At 59.7% G+C, this 20316-nt stretch carries 15 protein-coding genes; 6 read left to right on the top strand and 9 right to left on the bottom strand.

Annotated features, from left to right (window positions below; translation table 11 throughout):
• Positions 1-71: 71 nt before the first annotated feature.
• A complete protein-coding gene (locus GZH47_RS17520; RefSeq protein WP_162642117.1) occupies positions 72-623 on the bottom strand; it encodes a GNAT family N-acetyltransferase in 552 nt (183 codons plus the stop codon).
• 71 nt (positions 624-694) lie between these two features.
• Positions 695-2662 (bottom strand): DEAD/DEAH box helicase, encoded by a 1968-nt coding sequence (locus GZH47_RS17515; protein WP_162642115.1) that lies wholly within the window; start codon positions 2660-2662, stop codon positions 695-697.
• Positions 2663-2895: 233 nt separating this feature from the next.
• Here GZH47_RS17515 and GZH47_RS17510 point away from each other — a divergent pair, with 233 nt between their 5' ends.
• From GZH47_RS17510 to GZH47_RS17500, 3 genes are all read left to right on the top strand, one after another.
• Positions 2896-3228: a hypothetical protein gene (locus GZH47_RS17510; RefSeq protein ID WP_162642111.1), complete on the top strand. Its 333-nt coding sequence runs from the start codon at positions 2896-2898 to the stop codon at positions 3226-3228.
• Positions 3229-3306: 78 nt separating this feature from the next.
• Positions 3307-4509, top strand: coding sequence for an FAD:protein FMN transferase (locus GZH47_RS17505; RefSeq protein WP_162642109.1), 1203 nt, complete (start codon positions 3307-3309; stop codon positions 4507-4509).
• 27 nt (positions 4510-4536) lie between these two features.
• Positions 4537-5133, top strand: a complete 597-nt coding sequence (locus tag GZH47_RS17500; protein WP_162642106.1) for a ferric reductase-like transmembrane domain-containing protein — start codon at positions 4537-4539, stop codon at positions 5131-5133.
• Between the two features lie 39 nt (positions 5134-5172).
• Here GZH47_RS17500 and GZH47_RS17495 read toward each other — a convergent pair whose 3' ends face one another.
• Both GZH47_RS17495 and GZH47_RS17490 read right to left on the bottom strand, forming a co-directional pair.
• On the bottom strand, positions 5173-5427 hold the full coding sequence (locus GZH47_RS17495; RefSeq protein WP_162642103.1) for a hypothetical protein: 255 nt from the start codon (positions 5425-5427) through the stop codon (positions 5173-5175).
• The gene (locus GZH47_RS17490) at positions 5424-6569 is read right to left on the bottom strand and encodes a nitric oxide synthase oxygenase (protein ID WP_162642101.1); all 1146 of its coding nucleotides are present in this window, start codon (positions 6567-6569) and stop codon (positions 5424-5426) included. The genes GZH47_RS17495 and GZH47_RS17490 overlap by 4 nt, the downstream gene beginning before the upstream one ends.
• 166 nt (positions 6570-6735) lie before the next feature.
• On the opposite strand from GZH47_RS17490, the gene GZH47_RS17485 reads away from it, so the two are divergent.
• On the top strand, positions 6736-7776 hold the full coding sequence (locus tag GZH47_RS17485; RefSeq protein WP_162642098.1) for an NADH:flavin oxidoreductase/NADH oxidase: 1041 nt from the start codon (positions 6736-6738) through the stop codon (positions 7774-7776).
• A 306-nt stretch (positions 7777-8082) separates the two neighbouring features.
• Positions 8083-8925, top strand: coding sequence for a RodZ family helix-turn-helix domain-containing protein (locus GZH47_RS17480; RefSeq protein WP_162642096.1), 843 nt, complete (start codon positions 8083-8085; stop codon positions 8923-8925).
• A gap of 157 nt (positions 8926-9082) precedes the next feature.
• Here GZH47_RS17480 and GZH47_RS17475 read toward each other — a convergent pair whose 3' ends face one another.
• Together GZH47_RS17475 and GZH47_RS17470 are read right to left on the bottom strand one after the other, a co-directional pair.
• Positions 9083-11086: a GTP-binding protein gene (locus GZH47_RS17475; protein ID WP_162642092.1), complete on the bottom strand. Its 2004-nt coding sequence runs from the start codon at positions 11084-11086 to the stop codon at positions 9083-9085.
• Entirely contained in the window at positions 11070-11582 is a 513-nt protein-coding gene (locus GZH47_RS17470) for a metallophosphoesterase family protein (protein WP_162642089.1), read from the bottom strand. Before GZH47_RS17470 ends, GZH47_RS17475 begins: the two co-directional genes overlap by 17 nt.
• Positions 11583-11918: 336 nt before the next feature.
• On the opposite strand from GZH47_RS17470, the gene GZH47_RS17465 reads away from it, so the two are divergent.
• A complete protein-coding gene (locus GZH47_RS17465; protein ID WP_225446111.1) occupies positions 11919-12395 on the top strand; it encodes a GNAT family N-acetyltransferase in 477 nt (158 codons plus the stop codon).
• Between the two features lie 48 nt (positions 12396-12443).
• On the opposite strand, the gene GZH47_RS17460 is transcribed toward GZH47_RS17465, so the two are convergent.
• The 3 genes from GZH47_RS17460 to GZH47_RS17450 form a co-directional block, all read right to left on the bottom strand.
• Positions 12444-14912, bottom strand: a complete 2469-nt coding sequence (locus GZH47_RS17460) for a helicase C-terminal domain-containing protein (RefSeq protein ID WP_162642086.1) — start codon at positions 14910-14912, stop codon at positions 12444-12446.
• Positions 14913-15148: 236 nt separating this feature from the next.
• Positions 15149-18904, bottom strand: coding sequence for a response regulator (locus tag GZH47_RS17455; RefSeq protein WP_162642064.1), 3756 nt, complete (start codon positions 18902-18904; stop codon positions 15149-15151).
• Positions 18905-19064: 160 nt separating this feature from the next.
• The gene (locus GZH47_RS17450) at positions 19065-20150 is read right to left on the bottom strand and encodes an AI-2E family transporter (protein ID WP_162642061.1); all 1086 of its coding nucleotides are present in this window, start codon (positions 20148-20150) and stop codon (positions 19065-19067) included.
• Positions 20151-20316: the final 166 nt, after the last annotated feature.

Genomic DNA, 20316 nt, shown 5'->3' with positions numbered 1-20316 from the left:
GGTGGTCTACTCCTTTGTTATACGCTCTCATTGGGAGGACAGAGCACTCACGCAAGCTGCCGTCGTCGATTCTAAAGCTCCCGATGAATCCAGAAGCGCCTCACGACATTGCCGTTCTCTTCGGTAATTTCGGAATGGAATTGCCCGCCGTTCGCGCGAATCGTCCGTTCCGAGCCGATATTATCGCGGTCGCAGATGACGAGTACTTCGCGGATGCCGAGACGGTCCGTCAAGGCGAGCGCCTGCGAGAGAATGGCCTTCGCATAACCTTTGCGCCTCTGCGAAGGAATAATCCCATACCCGATATGACCGCCGCCTTCTTCCAGCTTCCGATTCAGCTTGTGCCGGATATTGGTGGCGCCGACAACCGTACCTGCCTCATCCATGAGCCAATACGTCGAATGCGTTACCCCGCCTTCCGGCGCCGTCGTCTCGGCTTCCTGCAGAAACCGGAGATGCGCGGGAAAATCAGTCGGGTCCATGCTGACGACCCATGGCACGATATGCTCGCCGCTTGCGATCCATTCGTTATAGAACGTTTTGTACGCCGCTTCATGCTCCGCGGACGGCTTGACCAAATAAACGCCGTCGCGGGCCAGTGCCGCTTGTTGATGGTTATCCATATGCGCGTTCTTCCTCTCTATAGAAAAGGCAAGGCATCAGTAAGTTCTCCTGCTGCCTTGCCTTGGAATGCTTAACGCGAACGGGTGCGCTGCGGTCTGCCGCCGGCGCCTTGCTTGCCGCCGCCCGGGCGGCCGCCCTTGGCGCCGCCGAACGATGACCGGCCGCCGGACGACCGTCCGGACGATGGACGTCCAGGCGGGCGGCCTTGGCCTTTATCGCCGCTGCCTGGGAACTGCGGCGCGCCGCCGGAACGGCCTGCGCCGCCGCGCGATGCTCCCGCGCTGCGGCCGCGGGTTTCGCCGCCGCTGCGAGCGTCGTCGCGCTCCGCGTCGCGGCCTGCGCCGCCCCACGATGCCGCGCCGCGGCTTTCACCGCCGCGCGATGCTCCGGCGCTGCGGCCGCGGGCTTCGCCGCCGCTGCGTGCGCCGCCGCGCTCCGCGTCGCGGCCTGCGCCGCCCCACGATGCCGCGCCGCGGCTTTCACCGCCGCGCGATGCTCCGGCGCTGCGGCCGCGGGCTTCGCCGCCGCTGCGTGCGCCGCCGCGCTCCGCGCCCGGGCTGCTCCACGCTGCCGATGCACCGCGGCCGCGGGCTTCGCCGCCGCGTGCGGCCGTGCCGCGTTCGCCGGCTGCTTCGCCCGCCGGCGTGCTGTAGCGCGAGCGTCCGCCCCGCGGAGCGTCCGCGCGCTTAGCGCCCCATTGCTGCGGCTCATCCGTACCGGAGCCGCGTTTGGCCGCGCCAGCATAGGCGCCGCCGGCCGATCTGCCGCCTGCGGCGGAACGACCGCCACGGCCAGCCTGGCCGCTGCGTCCGCCTTGCGCGCCGCGTCCTGCACCGCCGGCGCCATTGCGGCCTGCGCCTCTGCGCTCGCCGCCGGAACGGCCATCGCGCGGACGTTCGCTGCGCGCTTCACGCGCAGGCGCGCCGCCTGCGCGGCCTTCGCGCGGAATCGACATCTGGATGCCTTTCTCGATGGCAGCCAGCTCCAAACGGTCATGCGGCGAGACAAGCGTGATCGCCAGCCCTTCTTCGCCAGCGCGGCCCGTCCGGCCGATGCGGTGAATGTAGCTCTCGGCATTCTCGGGAATGTCATAGTTGAAGACATGCGTGACGCCTTCCACGTCGAGACCGCGCGCCGCCACGTCCGTCGCCACGAGCAGATGCAGCTTCGCATCGCGGAAACGTTTCATGACCTGCTCCCGCTTCGCCTGCGACAAGTCGCCATGCAGCTCGTCGCTGTTGAAGCCGTTCTCCTGCAAGTAATCGTTCAGCGCGCTCGCGCGTTTCTTCGTCCGGCAGAAAATAACGCCAAGATACGGGTTGTGCTCTTCCAGCAAACGTTTCATTTGTTCCAGCTTGTTCTGAGCGCTGACCTCGACGGACAGCTGGCGAATGCCTTTGACCGTCACTTGCTGCGCGCGGACCGTAATTTCCTTCGGTTCGATCATGTAGCGCATCGCGAGCGAACGGACGCCTGCCGGCATTGTCGCCGAGAACAGCATCGTCTGCTTGCGGTACGGCATTTGCGTCATAATTTCCTCGACCTCGGTCAGGAATCCCATATGGAGCATTTGGTCCGCTTCGTCCAATACGAGCATTTTGACCGCGCCCAGCTTGATCGTGCCTCTGCGGATATGATCCAGCAGACGGCCCGGCGTCGCCACGACGAGATGCACGCCGCGTTTCAGCTTGCGCAGCTGCGATTCCACGTCCTGCCCGCCGTACACCGCAAGCACGCTGAATTCTTCCTTGCTCGCCAGCCGGTTCTTCAGCTCCGTCGTAATTTGCAGCGCAAGCTCCCGCGTCGGCGTCAAAATCAAGCCCTGCACGTCATCCCGCTCCGCGCGCGTCTTCTCCAGCATCGGCAGCAAGAAGGCCAGTGTCTTCCCCGTTCCCGTCTGCGCCTGGCAGATCACGTCGCTGCCTTGCATAATAACCGGTATCGCGCTTTCCTGAATCGGCGTCGCTTCCGTGATTCCTTCGTTCCGCAGCGACAGCGCTCTTTCCTTCGCGATCCCTAATTGTTCAAAACCTGCCAATTATTCCACCTCATTTTTTCTATGCAACCCATTAATCCCTTTACAGTTACCCCGTCTCATCAACCGGTATTTCCTATCGTACCACATTCGCGGCTCTCCCATGTACCGAATGTTCCCAAATCGCTTCCTGCGCAGCTCATTTGACCGCTCCTCCGAAGCTTCAAACGCCCTTCATACAAGTCCCTTATACTCTATCTTACCCAGATTACATGAGGTTTAAGGAGGCCTGAACCGTGAAAGCTGCAAAATGGCTCAAATGGAAAATCGGGACGGTATGCGCCATCCTGCTTGTCCTTATCTTCCAGCTCGTCAAATCCAGCCCGCAGTTTCAGCTTCAAATCGACGATCAAGCCGCATCCAAGGCCTCGCCCGGCAGCATCGACCTCCGCGCCGACGATGACGACAGCGTTATGCGGGAATGGCAGGAGCAGGACACGCCGTCCTCCGGCGGTTCGTTTCAAGAATCGGATGGCCGGCAGGGCCGGCGCTTCTCCAGGTCCGGCGAGGGCCGCGGGAGCGTGCAGCAAGGCGGCAACGGCTTCGATGCCCGAACGAGCCGGTCCTAGACCGACGGGACGCTCATCCACCCGGCATGCCGGAATGCCGTCAGAAGCCGTCAGCACGCGGAAAGGGGAGATCGCCGCATGAACCGTGATCGTGAACAGCACACAGAGAGCACCGCACTGACCACTTTTGCATTCCGGGCAATGAATACGGCCGTCTCTTGCACCCTGTCCTGCGAGCACAAGGAGCAGGCCGAGCAATGGAAGCAAACCGTGATGTCCTGGTTCCGCTATATCGAGAACCGCTTCAGCCGTTTCCGCCCCGGCAGCGAACTGGTACAGCTCAATAAGACGACAGGTACAGATTGTCTAGTCTCCTCCGCCATGCTGGAGGTGCTGCAGCTCACGGAATTATATCGGAAGCAAACGGAGGGAACCTTTAGCCCGTTTATTTTGGATGCTCTGCAGCGATGCGGTTACGACCGTTCGTTCGAACAGCTGACTGCTGCCTCGGGCGCAGCAGCCGCTCTCTCGCCTGCTGCGCATTTTGCATCCGCCGACTCTGCCATCGACATCGATGCGCCTGCCATCCAAATCAATTCCTATATGCAGTCCGTGAAGCTCCCTTCCGGAGCAGCGATCGACTTGGGCGGCATCGTCAAAGGCTGGGCGGTTCGGCGATTGGCCGACTGGCTCCGGCGCAAGCATGGCGTTGCCCGCGGAATTCTCAATGCCGGCGGCGATCTGGCCGTATGGGGCGGGGGACCGCTCGGTTCTAACGAGTCTCCTGTGTCGTCCGGCACAGAGGAGATCACCGATATCGGCACGCGGGCGACCGCGGAGACCTCCGCCTGCAACGCGCCTGCCGCCTACGCCGCATCGCCCATTCCTGCTGCCCGCACCAAGCCAGACAACAGCATGAATGACTCCTCACCGCTTTGGCGAATCGCAATCGAGCATCCTTGGCAGGACGAAGGCACTATCGGCCTGCTTCTGCTCGGCGACGGCGCATCGGCCACTTCCAGCACGCTCGGCCGCCGCTGGGAACAGGGCGGAGAGATGATGCACCACTTAATCGACCCCGTTACGCTGCGTCCGGCAGCGAGCGATCTCGTTCAGTGCACGACAAGCGGCAGCGACCCTGTCGCCTGCGAGATTTGGGCCAAGACGCTGTGCATTCTCGGCAGCGAAGCCGGTCTCGGCCTGCTTGCCCGCGCGAAGCCGCCTGTCGAAGCACTGCTGTTCAGCCGCGGCCGGGACATCATTTATTACGGCGACCAGGCTTCGCTCGGCGCCAAATGGGTCGGCGTTCCCGTTACGCGTACTATTTTCCGCAATGCCTGATAACACTACCGAATTGGAGGGATCGCCTTGATCGACTTGCTGCTTCGACTGCCCACCTGGGAAATCATCCGCGTCGCCGGCATCGCTTCGTTCTGTCTGCTGACCGTCGGCATGGCGCTCGGCATTTCATACAACTTCGCCATCTGGCCCCGCGGCTCGAAACGTCGCCTGTACCGCTGGCATTCCTTCTGCACCATTGCAGGTACGGCCATCGGCCTGCTTCACGGGATGACGACGATCATCGATACGTATGTGCCGTATACATGGAAGGACCTGCTCATTCCGTTCAGTTCCGCGTACGCACCCGCTTGGAGCGGCCTCGGTTCGCTGAGCGGCTACGGCATGCTGCTCGTCATCTTGACGACCGATTTGCGCAATAAGCTGAAACGCCCCCTGTGGCTGCTGTTCCATCTGCTTTCCTACCCTATCTATATGATGGCGCTGCTTCACGGCTTTTTCCTCGGCAGCGACAGCGATTTGCCCGGCATTCGACTGCTCTACGCCGCTTCCGTCATCTTCCTGCTTGGACTCACGGCCGCACGAGGCGCCATGAGCACGCCGGCCAAAGCGGAGCCTCAGGTCGCCGTTATACCGCCACCTCGCCGCCGTTCGGCGGAGAAGTAGCATGATCGCTTGGTCTTGGTCATGGCCTGGCCAAGGCGGTCAGACTTTCAGTTTCGCAAGAATGGCTTGCAGCAAGCGGATTATTTCCGCCATGCCCCGGAGGAAAGCGCAGACTACAAGCGATACGATCAACGTGGTCCAGAACGCTGAATACGCGTTCCTCATTAACATATATAACGCCCCCAACACCCCGCAGATCGCGATTGTCCAAGCGACGGCGATCAGGCCGGAAGCGATTTTGTTCTCTTTCCTGTCGGAATAGTCCAACTCGTAACGATGAAGATCTGATTTCATAAGCGATCTGCCCTTTCCTTCTGTGCCCCTGCTTGCGGCGCCTGCTGGTAGAAATAATTCGGCTTCTTCACCGTATCATCGTAGCTCGTATGGAACACGCCCGTCGTTGCGGGAGACAGCGGCGGGATCAGCCACGACCACCGTCCCGTCGGCGTGCGGCCGTTCTGCCGTTCCTTCTCCGTAAACAAGGCAAACTGCTTGCTCGCCGTGTGATGGTCAACGATCGCGACTCCCTGCGCCTTGAACGAATGCAGCACGGCCACATTCATTTCCACGAGCGCCCGGTCCCTCCATAGCGTCGATTCGCTTGCCGTGTCCAGCCCCATCAATGCAGCCAGCTTAGGCAGCATGTCGTAGCGTGCGGCGTCCGCCAAATTGCGCGCGCCGATCTCCGTCCCCATGTACCATCCGTTGAAAGGCGCCGCCGTATAATGAAGGCCGCCGATTTCAAGCCGCATGCCGGAGACGAACGGCACGGCATACCATCTCAGCCCCAACTGCCCGAACGCCGGGAGATCCGGATGAACGAGCGGCACTTCCAGCACGATGTCCCGCGGCACATCGAACCAGCGCGGACCGCGGCCCTCGATTTGAATAACGAGCGGCAGCACGTCGAACGCCGTGCCTTCTCCTTGCCAGCCGAGTCCCTCGCAAATTCGCGTTAATTCCTCTGAAATCGGGTCGCCGATTACCGTTCCATCCGCCTGCCGATACCCGGCATACCGAATCAACTGCTCGTTCCAAATCCGAATATTCGGGCGCTCAGCTTCAGCCGATGGAGCGAAAACCGTAATCGTCGGTAATAGTTTGCCGCCGTTCGTGGCATATTCGATATGATGAAAGATTGCCTCCGCAATCTCCTCTTCCGTCTTCGCCGCGCGCGCGTCTTGGACGCTGAGCGCATCCCAGAACAGCCGCCCGATGCAGCGGTTGCTGTTGCGCCATGCCAGCTTCGCGCCATAAGCCAGTTCTTCGCTCGTATGCGCGTACGTCCCGCTTGTCTCGAGCTCGTCCGCAACCTGCTTCAGTCTCGCTTCCGTCGCATTTCGCGGAATGCTCAGCTCGCTGCCGTATTGTTCGATAAACTGCGCCGCTTCCTGCAGCAGCGCTTGGTGGCTGAAAGCCGTCGATTGATTTCGCATCCTCTTGATCCCCGCCCGCCCACGTGTAAGTTGTTTCTATTATAGCGGATTCCATGCTTCATTTCCTGGCAGGCAGCTATTTTCACGAAATATACTTTAATTAAGTAAGTGAGAAGGCTATAATAACGAAGAACGATGCAAACCATACCTTAAAGGAGTGAGACGTTTGACTCTCAACCATCTTCATACCCCTTACGAGCTGAAAAGCTTGTCGCTGCGCAATCGGATCGTCATGGCCCCGATGTGCCAATATGCGGTTGACGCGAAGGACGGCATCCCGAACGAATGGCATTACGTCCACTATGTTTCGCGCGCTATCGGCGGAACCGGCCTCATCATAATGGAAATGACGGACATCGAGCCGGATGGCCGCATTACCGATTTTTGTCTAGGCTTATGGTCGGATGATCATATTCCCGCGTACCGGCGAATCGTCTCGGAGGTGCATAAGCACGGCTCGAAGATCGGCATCCAGATCGCCCATGCCGGCCGCAAAGCCGAGCATGCCGCGCAGCCGGTCGGACCTTCCGACATCCCGTTCAGTGACGCCTACCGCAAACCGCGCGCATTGAGCACGGAAGAAGTACGCGACATGGTCGGCAAGTACAAGGAAGCCGCCCGCCGCGCGGTCGAAGCCGGCTTCGACACGATCGAGCTGCACGGCGCGCATGGCTATCTGATCCATCAATTCCACTCGCCGCTCGTCAACAATCGGACGGATGAATACGGGCAGGATCGCGCGCTGTTCGGCGAGCAGGTCATCCAAGCGGTTCGCAGCGTCATTCCGCCGGAGATGCCGCTCCTCATCCGCGTATCCGCGATTGAATATGCCGATGGCGGCTACGATCTCGCCTACGGCGTGGATATATTCCGGCGCTACCGGGATGCCGGCGCCGACATGTTTCACGTCTCCAGCGGCGGCGAAGCGCCGCTCGGCAGCCGGAGGCCGGACTTCTCCCCCGGCTACCAGGTTCCGCTTGCGCGCGAGCTGAAGCAGGCGCTCGGCGTGCCCGTCATCGCCGTCGGCATGCTGGATGACCCTGCGCTCGCCGACGCGACGGTTTCCAGCGGGGACGCGGACCTGGCCGCGGTCGCTCGCGCCATGCTGCGCGACCCGTACTGGGCGCTGCACGCGATCCAATCCGTCACCGGTTCCGCCAAGGAGTCGGAAGAGTGGATTCCGCTTCAATACCAGCGCGCTTACTAATACCTAGCGTACGCGCATCACAAACGACAAACAGGACGCTGCGGATTTCTCCGCTTCGTCCTGTTTGTCGTTTGCCTTTTGCCATATGTACGGCGCTGCAGCCACGCTTCCAATCATCTGGCGGAGCTATGTTTACGCAGCATTCGCATTGGAAACAAAACATGGTAAACTGATGCTAATCACTACGTAACAGAAACGCCCCGCCGTCGCCCCTTAAGCGGCCCGCAATCACGATTCCTATTACAGAGAAAAACGAAGCATGAAGGATAGCGAAACTTACTATAGTTTAAGAAAGGCTGGTATCGGATGGAACATACGTTTACGATCGAGCCGGGCGGGTTCACTCCGTTCGCGGACGAAGACGCGCTGATCGAGCAATGCAAGACATGGGGACTGCTGTCGGACAAGGCCGTCAAGTCCAAAGCATTCGTCTACAAACGCGGCGGCAGCACCCTGCCCTGCGCCATCGTGGGCTTCGTCGACTTTATGACGGCCGTCATTGAATTCGAGAACAAACAGCAGCACTTGATCCACCCTTCGCTTCTGAAGGAAATGCAGGCGTCCACCTACGGCCAGCGGCAGCGCTCGGCCGATGCGGCCGAATCAACGGATACAGAGACGCCGCAGGAAGAATCGGCTGCAATTGCAGCGACGGATACCGAAACCCGTAGCGTCGATGAAGATGCGTCAGCAGACGCTCCGGCCCAGAGCGCAGACGCCGCAGTCAACGTTGCCAACTCCGGGGCAGCCGCTCCGGTTGCCAGCCCGCCGTCGCCGGCGGCGGACGAGCCCCGCGTGGAGAAGTCCAAGCCGGAAGCCGCCAAGGAGAAACCGGCCAAGAAAAAATCGGCTAAAGTGCAGCTTCCCGAAGAGAAGGTCAAGCTTAGCGCCGTCGTCAAGGAATTCACCACCGTCCCGAACCACTTCGCCGAGGAAGACGACGAAGTCATCATCTACGAGAACGTCATGATCACGGAGCAGGAGCTCGAACTCGGCGATGCATGGTCCAGCCACAGCAACACGCTCAAGAAGCTCGAGTTGGAGGTTGGCGATGCCATCACGTTCGAAGCCAAAGTCGTCGCCAAGAAGCTGACCAAGCATCCCGTGCCGTACAAAATCAACAATCCAAGCAAAATCGCAAAGGCCTAATAGATTACGGCAACAACCAAACAGCGGCTGCTTCGGGGAATCGTCCCCAAGCAGCCGCTGTTTCTTGTTCATTTGCAAGTTTGAATCGCAGCGCTGCAACAACGCTGCCGACGAACAAGATTAAACCAAGTCATAATAATGATTGCCAGCGATCCGGTTATCCGCTTAACGCATTCCTAACGGCCAAAATATACTTCGCCTGATCGAGCGGATTCACGCCTCGCCGCTGCCGGGATACGTCGACGTCCGGCGGGCATTCGCGATAGCCCGCGAAGAATGTCGTAAGCGTGCCGCGCCCCTTCGTCATGGCGCCGAGCCGCGCCGGAAAATCCAGCGTCGTCGCGACGGGAAGCAGCCCCTCCAGCTCCATCCGCTCCTGGCGCAGCACCGGCGCTTCGAATTCTCCGCGCATGACGACAAGCTCGTTCATGAGCTTGCCGCCGTACTCCTCCGGCACCGACATGCGGAAACGCAGCATCGGCTCCAGCAGCTTCGTGCCGACGCCGGCAAGCCCGTTCATGATGCCCATCGGCGTCGCGATAACGAAGTCGAGCGGATGGGTATGCCAGACGTGATGCTCGCCTTCCACGAGCGTTACCGAGAGATCCGTCACTTCCCAGTTCCGAAGCCCCTGCTGCAAGGCTTCCGGTACGCGCCGCGCCACTTCGTTCTGGTAGCTTTCCAGCAAACGCTCGCCCCGCACGAGGGACTTGTACACGAGGCCGCTGCCCCGCTCCCCCGGCTCGATGACGAACCGCAGAATCGCCCAGCACGGCTTCGGCGCCAAGTACGCGACGAATCCTTCGCCGGACGCTGCCGGCGTCTCCTTATAGATGACCGACGGCGCGCCGAAGCTCACCGCCAGCTTGAACCGGCTCTGCAATATGGACGTGAGCACTTCCATCTGGATCGGCCCCATGACCTTCAAATGCAATTCGCGTTCGTCCTGCAGCCATTGCAGGTCCAGCAGCGGGTCTTCATCCGCCAGCTCCTGGAACGCCGCGACGACCGCGGGGTAGTCCGCCTCGCTGCCCCACTGCACCTGCACGGTCAGCAGCGGCACGGCCAGCCGCTTCTCGCCAGGCACGCCTTCCGGCGTACCGAGCACATCCCCGATGCGCGCGCGGCTGAGACCGTACACCGCGGCGATGTCGCCAGCGGCGAGCACGCCGATGTCTTCCGACTTCTGCCCGTGCACGCGGCGAATCTGCGTCACTTTATCCTGCATGCCGCGCGTATGGTTGAGCAAGGTGTCGCGATTTCGAATCGTCCCTTGGTAGAGGCGGACATACGCGATTTTGCCCATGACGGGATCCCGCTCCATCTTGAAAATCACGCCGGCAACCGGCGCCGTCACCGATCCGGCCGGGTCGGGCAGATAGGCGAGGACGGCATCCATCAGCTCCTTCACGCCGATGCCGCGGTTCGATGCGCCGAACAGCACCGGAAACAGCGACGAGCGATGCGCGCCGGCGACAAGCGCGAGCGCCGCCTGACGCTCATCCAGCGGATGGCCCTCCAAATAAGCTTCGAGCAGCGCCTCGTCCTGCTCCGCCGCCGCTTCCAGCAGACGCTGCCGATACGGCTCCGCCCACGGATGGCCTGCCATCGCCGAGGCATCCATTAAATCCACGGAGCCCATGAAATCCGCTTCCGCCCCGATCGGGGCTGCAATCGGCACTGCTCCGGGCGACAAGAGCCGGTGCAGATCCGCCAGCACCCGCGGCGCATCCGCGCCGATCCGGTCCATTTTGTTCACGTAGATGATTGTCGGGATTTCAAGCTCGCGCAGCGCCTGCCAAATAATCTCCGTCTGCGCCTGCACGCCTTCCACCGCCGACACGATCAGCACCGCCCCGTCCATGACGCGCAGCGAGCGCTCCACCTCGGACAGAAAATCGACATGCCCCGGCGTGTCCACCAGGTTGATCGGCGTCTCCTTCCAAGCGAAACGCGTCACCGCCGCGCGGACCGATATGCCCCGCTCCCGTTCCACGTCCAGCCAGTCCGTCTGCGCCGTGCCCGCATCCACGCTGCCTAGCGCGCGAATATTCCCGCTTTGATAGAGCATCTGCTCGGTCGTCGTCGTCTTGCCTGCGTCGACGTGGGCGAAAATCCCGACGTTGCGCAGCTTGATCGTTTGTTCAGCTTTTATCGTCATAGTAGATATGCTCCGCTTGAAGCAGCCGGCCTCCCGTTATCGTAAAGATGCCGAAGGAATACTTCGGCTGCTTGCGCTTATCTGCCGCCGACCCCGGATTGAACATCAGCACTCCGTCCCGCTCGCGCTTCACGGGCACGTGGGAATGGCCGAAGACGATGACGTCGACGCTGCCGCCGGCGAATGATTTGAAGGCGTTCGTCTCCGTATCCTCGCGCTTCCCCGTCCCGATGTGGCCATGCACGATGCCGATGCGCACGCCGCCCAGAGTCAGAATCTTGCGTTGGCCGAATTTCTTCTCGATCTCCGCGCCATCGTTATTGCCTGCCACGCCGTCCGTCTCCGCATAGGCGCGGAGCATGTCCCAGACCGCCATCGTCATCCAGTCCCCGGCGTGCAGAATGGCATCCGCGTCCGTCAACTCCCGAATGAGCCGGTCCGGCAGCTTCTTGGCCATGCGCGTCATATGCGTATCGGAAACCACGACAACCTTCATGACTGCTCAACTCCTTCGCGCGTCCTCGAGCCGCCTTGAGTCCTCCGGGCCGCCTAGGCGCTTATTAGCTTCATTATTGGTCAAAATCGCCCTCGGTTCAATAGCTATTACCGCTGCCCCTCCGGATACAAGCCAATGTAGTGTACGAGGTGCAACTCTTTGCTCGGTTTCTCCGTCTCTTTCCTTTAAACATAACATAAACCTTCCGCAAACAAGCTAATTTCCGTCCGCGACCCCATTCGACCGAAAAAACCATTCCTTCACCACGAAGTATATGTTAGATTATATTACATAATAGTCTTCACCCCATTCCTCAGTTGCGAAGGAGAGATCGCGATGATGAAAATCCGCCGTTATTCCACCGCCGACCACGACGACATCTGGAGACTGCATCTTCTCGTCATCGCCGCCGCGGGCGTAGAGCCGACGCACCAGCACTATCACGATATCTTCCATATCGAGGAGCAGTATCTATCGAGCGGAGGCGACTTCCTCGTCGGCACGGCCCAGAGCGGCATGGTCGTTGCCATGGGCGGCCTCAAGAAACTGGATTTCGACACTGCCGAAATCAAGCGGCTGCGCGTCCATCCCGATTATCAGCAGCGCGGCTACGGGCAGCGGATCCTCTCCAGGCTGGAGGACCGAGCCGCCGAGCTTGGCTTCAACCACATCTATCTCGATGCCTTGACCAACCAGCTCGGCGCGAAGAAGCTGTTCACGAACAACGGCTACGCCCACCGGGGCGCGTCCGTTATCGACGGCTTCTGGGTCAACGCCTACGAGAAAACGCTGATCAATTCCTCCGTTCGCTAACAACGCCCGCCCCGTCCGCCAAAGCGGAAGCGGCCTCCTTGCCCGCGCCTACAACACGGTATAGTCCAGCCATTCCCGGGGAAGCAGTCTTTTGTATGAAGCCTGCAGATAGCGGTCGTCGATCAGCAGCAGAACGCCCCGGTCCTGCTCCGAACGAATGAGGCGCCCGCCCGCCTGCAGCACCTTGTTCATGCCGGGAAACTGAAAGGCATATTCGAACCCGTTACGCCCCGTTCCGTCGAAATAAGCTTTCATGATATCCCGTTCGAATCCGACCTGCGGCAGCCCGACGCCGACCACCGCGACGCCCGTCAGCCGATCCCCGACCAAATCGATCCCTTCCGCGAAAATACCGCCCATGACCGCAAATCCGATCACCTGCTCCTCGGCATCGCTTTGGAACGCGGCAAGGAACCGTTCCCGCTCTTCCTCCGACATGCGCGCACTCTGCACGATGATCTTCGCGCCGTCCGCGCCCGCCTGCTCCGGTCTCAGTATCGCAAACCGCTCATGGGCATCCTCCATATAAGCGTAGGAGGGAAAGAACAGCAGATAGTTGCCTTTGCGCTGCGACGTGACCCGGCTCAGCAAGGACACGATCGGCTCCTTCGTCCGTTCCCGGTCCTGATATCTCGTAGACATCGGACTGATGTACACGTCCAGCTGTTCCCGGGAGAAGGGCGACGGAATGACCACGGAATAACTCGCTTCGCCATCGCTTCCGAGCATGTCCATGTAATACGGGAGCGGCGTCAGCGTCGCCGAGAAAAACACCGTCGACCGATAGCCCTTGCCCATCGTTCGCAGCAGATGCGACGGATCCAGACAGAACAGCTTTATCCGCACCTCGCTTCGCGCGCATTCCGTATACGTGACGTACCGCTCATCGTAGAGCTTCGCCGTCCGAACGAAGTTCTGGCACGCAAAATACAGCTCCAGCAGCTCCCGGGTGCCGGAAATCGCGCTGCCTTGGCCGCCATTCTCCGGAGCGGAGGCGTCTGCCGCGAAGCCGCCCCCGGCCACAAGCCCGAATAGGTCCTCGTCGTTCGCATAACCGATATCCGCCGCTGCCGCAGCTGCCGCGCTAGGCGCATTGCCGCCAGCCCGATCGCCAGAGGACGCATCAAGCAGCGCGCGCTCCGCTTCGGCGGCGAACGCCTCCGCCAGCGCCGCCAGTTCCTCCGGCAGCCCGCTGACGGACTCCTGCTGCTTCTCTCCGATTCTTTTGCGCTGCGCAAGCAAATAATTATTGACTGCCTTGGCTGCGCCGGACACGCCCGCATGCACGCCCTTATAGGCGCGCTGCACGTCCAGAAAGGCGCTCTTGTGCAGCTCGGCGGAGTACATGTCCCTTGCCCGGTCGACCAGATTGTGCGCCTCGTCCACGAGCACCGCGGTCTTGCGCTTCTGCTCCTCGAACATCCGCTTCAAATTGACGCGGGGATCAAATACGTAATTGTAATCGCAAACGATCGCGTCCGCCCCGTATGCGGCATCCAGCGAGAACTCGAACGGGCATACCCGATGCTTGCGGGCATAAACCTCGATGACCTCCCGCGTGATCAACGTCTCGTTGGCGCGCAGATCGAGCAGCGCTTCGTTAATCCGATCGTAATACCCGTCCGCGAACGGGCAATGCTCTTTGCTGCACCGGACTTCCTCCTGGAAGCAAATCTTCTCCTTGGCCGTCAGCGTCACCGCCTGCAGATGAAGCCCCTTCCCTTGCAGCATGGCATATGCGTTCTCCGCCGATACGCGGGCGCTCGTCTTCGCCGTCAAGTAGACGACGCGCTGCAGCAGCCCCTCCCCGATCGCCTTGACAGCGGGAAAGATGGTCGAAATCGTCTTGCCGATGCCCGTCGGCGCCTTGGCGAACAGCTTTTGCCCGTCCGCAATGCACTTGTATACCGCGCCGGCAAGCTTTCGCTGCCCTTCACGATAAGCGTCGAACGGGAACGGCAGCTCCTTAATGCTGCGATCCCGCGCTTCGGCGTGCCGAACCTGCTGCATCGCGGACGGATAGTAGGCGCGAACCATTTCCTCCAGAAACCGCGCCAGCTCCTCCCGCGTCCACCGCTGCCGAAAACGCCGTTCTTCCTCGCTCTGCACCTGCACGTAGGTCAGCTGTACCGTGACGGCGTCCAGCTCCCGCTCCGACGCAATCATATACGCATAGCATTTCGCTTGCGCCCAGTGGACCGGGTACGTCTCCTCTGCGACTTCCGGCAGCCGGCCGGAAGTCGACTTGATCTCGTCGACGATGACGCCCCCATCGGCTTCATCGGCCAGCAATCCGTCGCAGCGTCCGTCCACGACAAAGCGGAGATCGTCCATGACGACCTCCGCGCTAACGTACACTTCCCTTTCATCCCGTTCGCCGTACTGCTTCTGCACGCGCTGGTGCACCTTCGTCCCTTCCGTCAGCGCCGTCGCCGTCCGGAATCCGGACTCGATATCTCCGCTCCGATGCGCGTATTCGACCAATGCGCGCACCGACAGCTGGAACGTATGGTTCATCGCGACCGCCCGCCTCCCATGAGAAAACCTCTACCCTCGGAGACTCGAAGATGTCCGACCGCGTCTTCGGGTAGGTTTTATCGCCGATAAGAATTCGTTCTTTCCTGCATGGCTCGGAAACGCATAAATTCTAATGCGGTAAGAACATTCGTTCCTCCATTGTACCAGCAATCGCGCCGGGGACATAGCCATGCTTGTTTGCGGCATCCGCGCAACGCGGCGCGGCCAGGCACGAATTACGTGTACAGCCACACTTTCAGCAGGGACAACAGCTTCTCGGTATCGATCGGTTTGCTGATATAGTCGGAGGCACCGGCATCCAGGCAGCGCTGGCGGTCTTCCTTCATCGCCTTCGCCGTCAACGCGATAATCGGCAGTTTCTCGAACCGCGGCATCGCGCGTATGGCCTTCATCGCTTCATAGCCGTCCATTTCGGGCATCATAATATCCATTAGAATAAGATCGAAATCCGGATCTCGCTCCAGCAGTTCCACTGCCTCACGGCCGCTCTCAGCAAAGGAAATCCGCATATTATACGATTCCAGCATGTTGGACAGGGCGAAGATATTCCGGATGTCGTCCTCCACCAGCAGCAGCCGTTTACCATCGAAAGCAGCCTCGTTGTCATACAGCCGGTCCAAAATCTGACGGCGATCCTCCGGCAGGTCCGCTTTTACCCGGTGAAGGAACAACGCCGTCTCGTCAAACAACCGCTCCTGCGATTTGACGTTCTTGATGATGATGCTTTCCGCGTATTTCTTGAGCTCCAGCTCTTCCCGCATATCCAGATCCCTGCCGGTGTAAATAATGATCGGCAGCTGCTTCAAACGATCCGACCGCCGTATGCGGTCCAGCAGCTCGAAGCCGCCGATGTCGGACAAGCCCAGGTCCAGCACCATGCAGTCAAACTGCTCCCGTTGAAGCTCCTCGAGCGCCTCATGCCCGGTCGAAACGGCGGTAATCAGCACGTCATCGTGCCCGATCAGTTCAACCATTCTGTCACGAAGCACGATATCATCCTCCACGATCAGCAATCGCTTCAGGTCGCGCCTCATGAACGATTCCACGCGGGAGAGTGCCTGTTCAATATGGGTCTTGTTTACCGGCTTCCGCAGAAACGCCATCGCGCCCATGGTCAGCCCCTTCTGCGGCTCGTCGACGACGGAGATGACATGAACCGGAATATGGCGAAGCTCCGAATGCTGCTTCAGCCGCTCCAGGATCATCCAGCCGTCGATGACCGGCACCTGAATGTCCAGCAGGATGCCGTCCGGCTTGTACGCATGCGCAAGGCCCAAGCCTTTATCGCCTTCCAGCGCAACCAGCGCCTTGAAATGATGGGCGCGGGCCATGTCGAGCAGAATCTTGGCGAAATGGATATCATCCTCGATAATGAGCAGCACCCGGTCGCCCGGTCGGATGGCGTCGCGGTCGTCGGCGAGCGAGGACGGCGTCAGCAGTTCCGGATTCGTCCACTCGATGCTCGGCGCAAGCAGGCCTTCCTTGCGATGCGATTCAGGCTCCGTCGCTGCTTCGAAGGCTTCGGCAATTTGGGCGGCAGCCCCGGCTTCCTTCCGCGCGGAATGCGCAGCCGCTTCCTCCATCCCCTCAGGCAAGTAAAGCGTGAACGCGCTGCCTGCTCCTTCCTCGCTTTCGATGGCGATATGGCCGCCTATAAGCGCGGACAATTCCCGGCTGATCGTCAGCCCGAGGCCCGTCCCGCCGTACTTGCGGCTCGTCGAGCCGTCGGCTTGCTGGAAGGCTTCGAAGATGACTTCTTTCTTCCCCGCAGGGATGCCGATGCCGGTATCGATGACAGAGAAGGCAACGAAGCCCCCCGGTTTTTTCGCGCCGCCTGCGCCTGTTGCGCCGCTTGCGCCATTCGCTCCTGTCGCGACTCCCGCATGCTCCGCGCGACCCGCAGTACCGGCGGCCGGTTCATCCATCCGATGCACGCGAAGCGTGACATAGCCCCGATGCGTGAATTTGAATGCGTTGGACAGCAGATTCTTCAAAATTTGCTGCAATCGGTGACCGTCCGTGTATACCGATTCAGGCAGACCTTGCTGCAGCTCCACGCCGAAAGCGATGCCCTTCTTGGCGGCCAGCGGTTCATAGCTGCGCAGCAGGCTTTCCCTGACATCGGCCAGGCAGACCGGCTCCATCTCGATCTTCATCTGCCCGGCCTCCACCTTGGACAAATCGAGAATTTCATCGATCAAGCGAAGCAGATCCGTACCGGAGGAATGAATCGTATTCGCGAATTCCACCTGCTTCGGCTGCAGGTTGCCAAGCTTGTTGTCCGCCAGCATCTGGGATAGGATCAACAGGCTGTTCAATGGCGTCCGGAGCTCATGCGACATGTTGGCCAGAAACTCCGATTTGTATCGGGAGGCCTCCGACAGATCCTTCGCCTGTTTGGCCAGGACCGCGTTTTGCTGCTCGATTTGCTGGTTGAACGCTTCAGCCTGCCGCATCTGCGATTCCAGCCGCTGCGACCGCTTAGCCAGCTCCTCGTTGCTGTCTTCCAGCTCCTCCTGCTGACGCTGCAATCGTTCCTCCGAGAATTTCAACGAATCGTTGGACGTGCGGAGTTCCTCCTGCTGCGCGAACATTTCTTCGGACTGCGCCTGGAGTTCTTCCGACTGCTGCTGCAGCTCCTCCGTTTGCGCCTGAAGCTCCTCGGTCAGCGTCTGCGCTTCCTCCAGCAGCCTCGCCACTTCCATCTGCGCTTTGACGTTGTTCAGCGCCGTGCCCGTATTCCCGCGGCTCTGTTCGATCAACTGCTTGTGCAGCGGCGTAAACGGATGCAGCGACGCAAACTCCACCACGCCTTCGACCCTGCCCTCGAATTCGACCGGGAATACAAGAATGCTCGAAGGCGCGGATTCGCCTAACCCCGTCGCGATTCGAATATGGTGTTCAGGCACGTCGTTCAGCAGAAACGCCCGCTTCTCGAGCGCGCTCTGGCCGATGATTCCTTCGCCGAGAGCAAACTCGTTCATGCCGACCGGCGAACCCGACGCCGCATAAGAAGCAATGCGCACCAGCTTGTCCTCCCGCCGGACGTAGAATACGCCGTAGGCCGCCCCCAGCAGCAGGGCGGTTCTCGCCATGAAGGCCTGGGCCATCTCATTCACATGCGAAACGCCTTGCGTGGAAACCGCGATCTCGGCAATGCCGGACTGGAGCCAATTGGCCCTCTCCTGCGCTTCCAGCAAGCCGTTCGCCGCCACGCATAGATCGCTCACCTCGTCGCGGGTTCTTACGTCGATGCGCTTCAGTTCCTGTTTTCCTTCGAAATTGGCGATATCGTTGATTGCCTTGATCACCTGTTTGATGCTCCGCACGATCGTCCCGGAGATAACGAGAGAGACCGCGATGGCCAGCACGGTTACGATGAGCAGCATGATATAGAGGCCGATTTTGAAGCTCGAATTCTTCTCGTCCAGGTCGTCGATCCGCTTCTGCGTCAATCCCTTCTCGACGCTCATGAAATCGGCCAGCTGGAAGCGCAGCGTATCGATGATTTTTTTGCCCGGATCCAGCCGGAAGAATTGCGCCGCTTCCGCCTTATCGCCCGACTTCACCAACGCGATGACGGGATCTCCCGCAACCTCGATCCACTTCTCTACGTTCGTTCTAATCTCGCGCAAATAGCTTTGCTGGCTTGGATTGTCCGCAACGAGCTGGTACAGCGCGCTGTAATCGGCCAGCCACTCCGACTGAGCCGCCGTGTACGGAGCGATATAAGTCTCTTCCCCCGTGATGGCATACCCTCGCTGTCCCGTCTCCAAATCCAATACGTCGGCTTCGATCTGATTAGTCAAATCATGAACCGCCATGTCGTGATTGTTAATGAAATTGATTTCCTTATCCATGGAGTTCATCCTGCCGTTAAGCACGGCGATGGAAATGCCCACGCTGATCAACATGATCAAATAACCGAGAATGATTTTGGACCTAACCGTGAATCTAGCGTTCTTCCACATCTTTGTCGTCCCTCCAGCGTCAACGAAACTATCAGCTTCTATCGATTCTATCATATTCAAGCGCCATTCATTAACGCCTGAATACGCATGTGCCGGCGTCCCGGCCGGCATGCCAAAGAGCAGCGTCCCCCAAACTGCGGCACGCTGCTTGTTTTTTTGCTCAATCGACCAGGTCTTCCACCTTCTCCGCCAGAAACAGCCGATAGATGCGGACGATGATGATCTTGACGACCATATAGGCAGGGATCGCCAAAATAACCCCGAGAAACCCGGCAATATCGCCGGCCACCAGCAAGAGCACGATCGTCGTCAGCGGATGGATATCGAGCCGCCTGCCGTAAATGCTCGGCGACAGCACGTTGCTCTCGATCAGCTGCGCCGCGACGGTGACGACGACCACCCAGAACACCATCGTCGGGGACACGGTAAAAGCGACGATAATCGTCGGAATCGCGCCCAGGAACTGCCCGATATACGGGATGATATTAAGGAAGAACGCAACGATCGCCAGCAGCAGCGAGTACGGAAGCCCGATAATCAGAAACCCGATATACAGCATGATCGCGAGCAGGCATGTAATAATGACCCGGCCGACGATGAAACCGCTCAGCGCATCGTCGATATCCGCGAGCACATCCTGCCCGTCCTTGCGGTATCGCCGCGGGATGACGTGAAGAATGGATGACGGAATATGGTCGCTTTCCTTCAGCAGATAGTACAGGATGATCGGTACCGTCGCGATAATGATCACGAAATTAGTCACGACGGAAACGACGCTCGAGACGTAATTGGAAGCTGCCGTAATCGCGTCGTTCAAATAAGCCGACAGCTTCGTGGACAGGTCCGTCTTGTCGCCCGCAAAGGAAGACAGCAGCCGGTTGTCCTGCAGACGATTCAATTGATCTTTGAAACCTTCGATCAACTGCGGCGCCCCTTTCACGAAGTTCTCCAACTGAAGCTGCAGCGTCGGCCATACCACGCCGACGAACAAACTCAGCAAAGCGGCGACAATCAAATAAATCAACAGGATCGCGGCCATCTTCGGCACGCGGTGCTTCACCATGAAACTCACGATCGGGCGGAGCAGATAGAAGCAGAAGCCCGCCAGCATGAATGGTACGATCAAGATATTGAATATGGTCAGCAATGGCTTAAAAATAAAACTAATCTTGGCGGTAAGGTACACGATAAGCAGCAAAGCGATAATCCCTAGACAAACTCGAAAAAAGCCCTTCTGAAGTGACATAGCCCATCCTCCCGGCATCTCCACGCAGACTGCAACGCATTACCCTTCTATTAACCACAATGGGTACAAGCTGAAACGGGAGCTTGCTTCTCGCGGGCGATTAAAGTTATCGGTTCATGCTATGCCGGGACGGGACGGTTCATACCGTTGTCTGCATACAACAAAA

The organism is Paenibacillus rhizovicinus (assembly GCF_010365285.1).
Lineage (GTDB): Bacteria > Bacillota > Bacilli > Paenibacillales > Paenibacillaceae > Paenibacillus_Z > Paenibacillus_Z rhizovicinus.
This window is presented reverse-complemented; position numbering and strand designations above follow the sequence as displayed.

Coding starts and splice junctions, on each gene's coding strand:
- GZH47_RS17520 (WP_162642117.1), bottom strand. CDS start 623: ATGGATAACCATCAACAAGCGGCACTGGCCCGCGACGGCGTTTATTTG.
- GZH47_RS17505 (WP_162642109.1), top strand. CDS start 3,307: ATGAACCGTGATCGTGAACAGCACACAGAGAGCACCGCACTGACCACT.
- GZH47_RS17495 (WP_162642103.1), bottom strand. CDS start 5,427: ATGAAATCAGATCTTCATCGTTACGAGTTGGACTATTCCGACAGGAAA.
- GZH47_RS17490 (WP_162642101.1), bottom strand. CDS start 6,569: ATGCGAAATCAATCGACGGCTTTCAGCCACCAAGCGCTGCTGCAGGAA.
- GZH47_RS17480 (WP_162642096.1), top strand. CDS start 8,083: ATGGAACATACGTTTACGATCGAGCCGGGCGGGTTCACTCCGTTCGCG.
- GZH47_RS17475 (WP_162642092.1), bottom strand. CDS start 11,086: ATGACGATAAAAGCTGAACAAACGATCAAGCTGCGCAACGTCGGGATT.
- GZH47_RS17470 (WP_162642089.1), bottom strand. CDS start 11,582: ATGAAGGTTGTCGTGGTTTCCGATACGCATATGACGCGCATGGCCAAG.
- GZH47_RS17465 (WP_225446111.1), top strand. CDS start 11,919: ATGATGAAAATCCGCCGTTATTCCACCGCCGACCACGACGACATCTGG.
- GZH47_RS17460 (WP_162642086.1), bottom strand. CDS start 14,912: ATGAACCATACGTTCCAGCTGTCGGTGCGCGCATTGGTCGAATACGCG.
- GZH47_RS17455 (WP_162642064.1), bottom strand. CDS start 18,904: ATGTGGAAGAACGCTAGATTCACGGTTAGGTCCAAAATCATTCTCGGT.
- GZH47_RS17450 (WP_162642061.1), bottom strand. CDS start 20,150: ATGTCACTTCAGAAGGGCTTTTTTCGAGTTTGTCTAGGGATTATCGCT.